This is a genomic window from Acidithiobacillus sp. TH-A36 (genome assembly GCF_057473445.1).
In genome coordinates this window covers 1-2453 of record NZ_JBYCKP010000265.1, presented here as the reverse complement: position 1 = coordinate 2453, position 2453 = coordinate 1, and the positions used below count along the sequence as shown (strand labels likewise).

At 51.2% G+C, this 2453-nt stretch carries 4 protein-coding genes and 1 pseudogene; 3 read left to right on the top strand and 2 right to left on the bottom strand.

Annotation, left to right across the window (positions count from 1 at the left end; genetic code table 11):
* Both AC2VLY_RS07095 and AC2VLY_RS07090 read left to right on the top strand, forming a co-directional pair.
* Nucleotides 1–1227 (top strand): sensor histidine kinase (locus AC2VLY_RS07095; protein WP_486922004.1); only part of this gene is annotated, 1227 nt, incomplete at its 5' end.
* 65 nt (nt 1228–1292) lie between these two features.
* Complete coding sequence (locus AC2VLY_RS07090; RefSeq protein WP_486891935.1) at nt 1293–1517, top strand: addiction module protein; 225 nt, start codon at nt 1293–1295, stop codon at nt 1515–1517.
* 60 nt (nt 1518–1577) lie between these two features.
* Here AC2VLY_RS07090 and vapC read toward each other — a convergent pair whose 3' ends face one another.
* Together vapC and AC2VLY_RS07080 are read right to left on the bottom strand one after the other, a co-directional pair.
* Entirely contained in the window at nt 1578–1976 is a 399-nt protein-coding gene (gene vapC, locus AC2VLY_RS07085; RefSeq protein WP_486891934.1) for a type II toxin-antitoxin system VapC family toxin, read from the bottom strand.
* Nucleotides 1973–2167, bottom strand: a complete 195-nt coding sequence (locus tag AC2VLY_RS07080) for a type II toxin-antitoxin system VapB family antitoxin (RefSeq protein WP_486891933.1) — start codon at nt 2165–2167, stop codon at nt 1973–1975. The genes vapC and AC2VLY_RS07080 overlap by 4 nt, the downstream gene beginning before the upstream one ends.
* 116 nt (nt 2168–2283) lie before the next feature.
* On the opposite strand from AC2VLY_RS07080, the pseudogene AC2VLY_RS07075 reads away from it, so the two are divergent.
* Nucleotides 2284–2453: pseudogene (locus AC2VLY_RS07075) on the top strand (IS110 family transposase); the annotation flags it as partial.

Here is a 2453-nt window from a genome sequence, read left to right as displayed (position 1 = left end):
GCTTTCTTTTTATCCCTGAATGAAGCCCAGGAATATCAGGATGCTTCCTTGCAGCAGATTGCTGCACTGGTCCCTCCTCAGGTCTGGCAGAATGCTTACCGCTATGATCAACGACATGTGGATATTGATCCAGACGCACGTATTGTCGTTGAACCGCTATGTTTATCAAATTGTGGGAAGCTGGATACTCCTTTGCCACTGCCCCCGCAATTATCACAGGGATTTCATACGGTTGCTGTCAAAGATCAGGACTGGCGGGTTTTTGTACGGCGACTGGGACCAGATAAGGCGCTGGCCGTGGCACAATCTACCGATCTGCGCAGTGATGCGGCTTTTGCCAGCGCGCGTTTGACCCTGTTGCCCTTGTTGATTCTGATTCCGTTGTTGGTGATATTTGCACGGATTATTGTCCGCAGCAGTCTGGCTCCGATCCATGCCTTGGCCGAGGCCGTGGATCAGCAGCATTCCGACCGACCCACGCCGCTTTCTGTGGAACAGGTACCCGAGGAGATTGTCCCGTTTATACAATCCCTGAATCGCCTGCTGGAAAGGATTCGGCAGTTGTTGGCTAAGGAGCGGCGTTTTATTGCCGATGCCGCCCATGAATTACGCACGCCTCTAACGGCCTTGTCACTCCAGGTGCAAAATCTGCAGCGGGCGGATTCTCTTGAGGAAAGTCGAAAACGTTTGTTGCCTCTACAGGATGGTTTGGAACGGACCCGTCATTTGTTGGATCAGTTGCTGGGTTTTGCCAGGCAGCAGAGTGGCGTTTCCACGATAGAACCGGTTGATCTGACCGCCGTCGCCCGTCAGGTTGTGGAAGATCTTTACTCTCTGGCGGAGCTGAAAAACATAGATTTTGGCATGGATGCCGAACAAGCTTTGCGCGTGCAGGGTAGTTCCGCTGCCTTTTACAGCCTGTTACGCAATGCTGTGGATAACGCCCTGCGCTACAGCCCGGACCATTCCGAAGTGACCGTGCGGGTGCGCAGCGAAGGGAATGATGTACTGCTGGAAGTGCTGGACAGTGGTCCGGGGATTCCGCCCGAGGCCTTGGAGCGCGTATTTGATCCTTTTTACCGGCTTCCCGGTTCAGCAGGAGACGGCAGTGGTTTGGGCCTGAGCATCGTGCGCAGTATTGCCGAACAAATGGACGGGGAAATTATTCTGCAAGCACGGACAGATCACGCCGGGTTGCATTTCATCTACCGTCAAAAAGCTGGCTAAGTGCTCCTTCACTCGGCACCACACTCGCGGTATGACTTTATACTATCTGAATGGGGACATTAGCCATGGGAAATCAACTCGAATTGCTCGAAGCCGAAGCTATGAAACTCACCGCCGGTGAACGCGCAGCTTTCGCGCAGTTGTTGCTCGCCAGTCTCGACGAAGATGCCGAGATTGAGGAAGCGTGGGCCGCCAAAACCGAGCGCAGAATTATTGACATCAAAAGTGGGGCGGTACAAGTCGTTCCGATTGCTGACGCTCTGGCGCAGGTTCGTGCAGCACTGAAGTGAAGCTCGTTGTAACTCCACCGGCACTAAGCGCTAACAGCGGCGCATCCCTCAAGCTGCACGTTATATGTAAATTGCATTACTTAGGCCGAGGTGTTCTACAAAAGGTTTGAAATCTTTATCTGAAAACAGCAGGGGGAGGTGATGTTCAATGCAAAACGATGCAATTATTACATCGGCAGTCTTTCTGATGGTAATTCCCTTTTTGCGTAGCTTGCGAAAATTATCCGCGCTCTGCACCGCCATTTTTGTACCAAGCAATTCGAAGATCGTCAGCTCATCCAGCAAGCGTCTCGCAGTTTTGTAGTCCTTGTCATGCCTAAAACCCTGGAGAACCTCAATAAGAATCAAATCTCCTGTTGCAACGGCGCCAATTCCCAGCATCCCGTCGAGAAAATCAGTTTCCGGAGAGTCTTTTCCATTGAAGTAGTCAATCCAAACGCTGGAGTCCACTAGAATCATGAATCTCTTCGCATCTCATCAAGATTGCCAGACCATAGCAGTTTGCCTCTAAATTGCTTAATGTTTTCTTGATTTTTTAATTTTATCAGTGTCTTAAGACCTAGCTCTACGGCTTCCTTCTTGGTCCGCAAACCAGTTGCTTTAAGCGCATCGTTCATTAGCATGTCATCAATTTCGATATTAGTACGCATAGGGTTTAACTCCATGAAAGATTACCAATGTGTATGGATTTAATTATCTATACACATAACCACCGCGTCAACTGCAACCGCAACCGCAGACCGGCCGAGGTGGTTGACGTTGAACACAAGAGGTGCTGTCCCTGGCGAGCCATCGCCTCAAGGCCAGCCGGGGGGAGGAGATTCTGGATGCGTTGCAGCGTGATTTGAGTGCCTGCCATCGTTTTGTTCTGGACGAAGTGGTGCACCATATCGAAGCCCTGGAAGCGCAGATCGCGCGCTTCGATACCCGCTTGCT

What these genes read in the sequence shown, in the direction of transcription:
- vapC (WP_486891934.1), bottom strand. Translation starts at nt 1,976, where the DNA reads ATGATTCTAGTGGACTCCAGCGTTTGGATTGACTACTTCAATGGAAAA.
- AC2VLY_RS07090 (WP_486891935.1), top strand. Translation starts at nt 1,293, where the DNA reads ATGGGAAATCAACTCGAATTGCTCGAAGCCGAAGCTATGAAACTCACC.
- AC2VLY_RS07080 (WP_486891933.1), bottom strand. Translation starts at nt 2,167, where the DNA reads ATGCGTACTAATATCGAAATTGATGACATGCTAATGAACGATGCGCTT.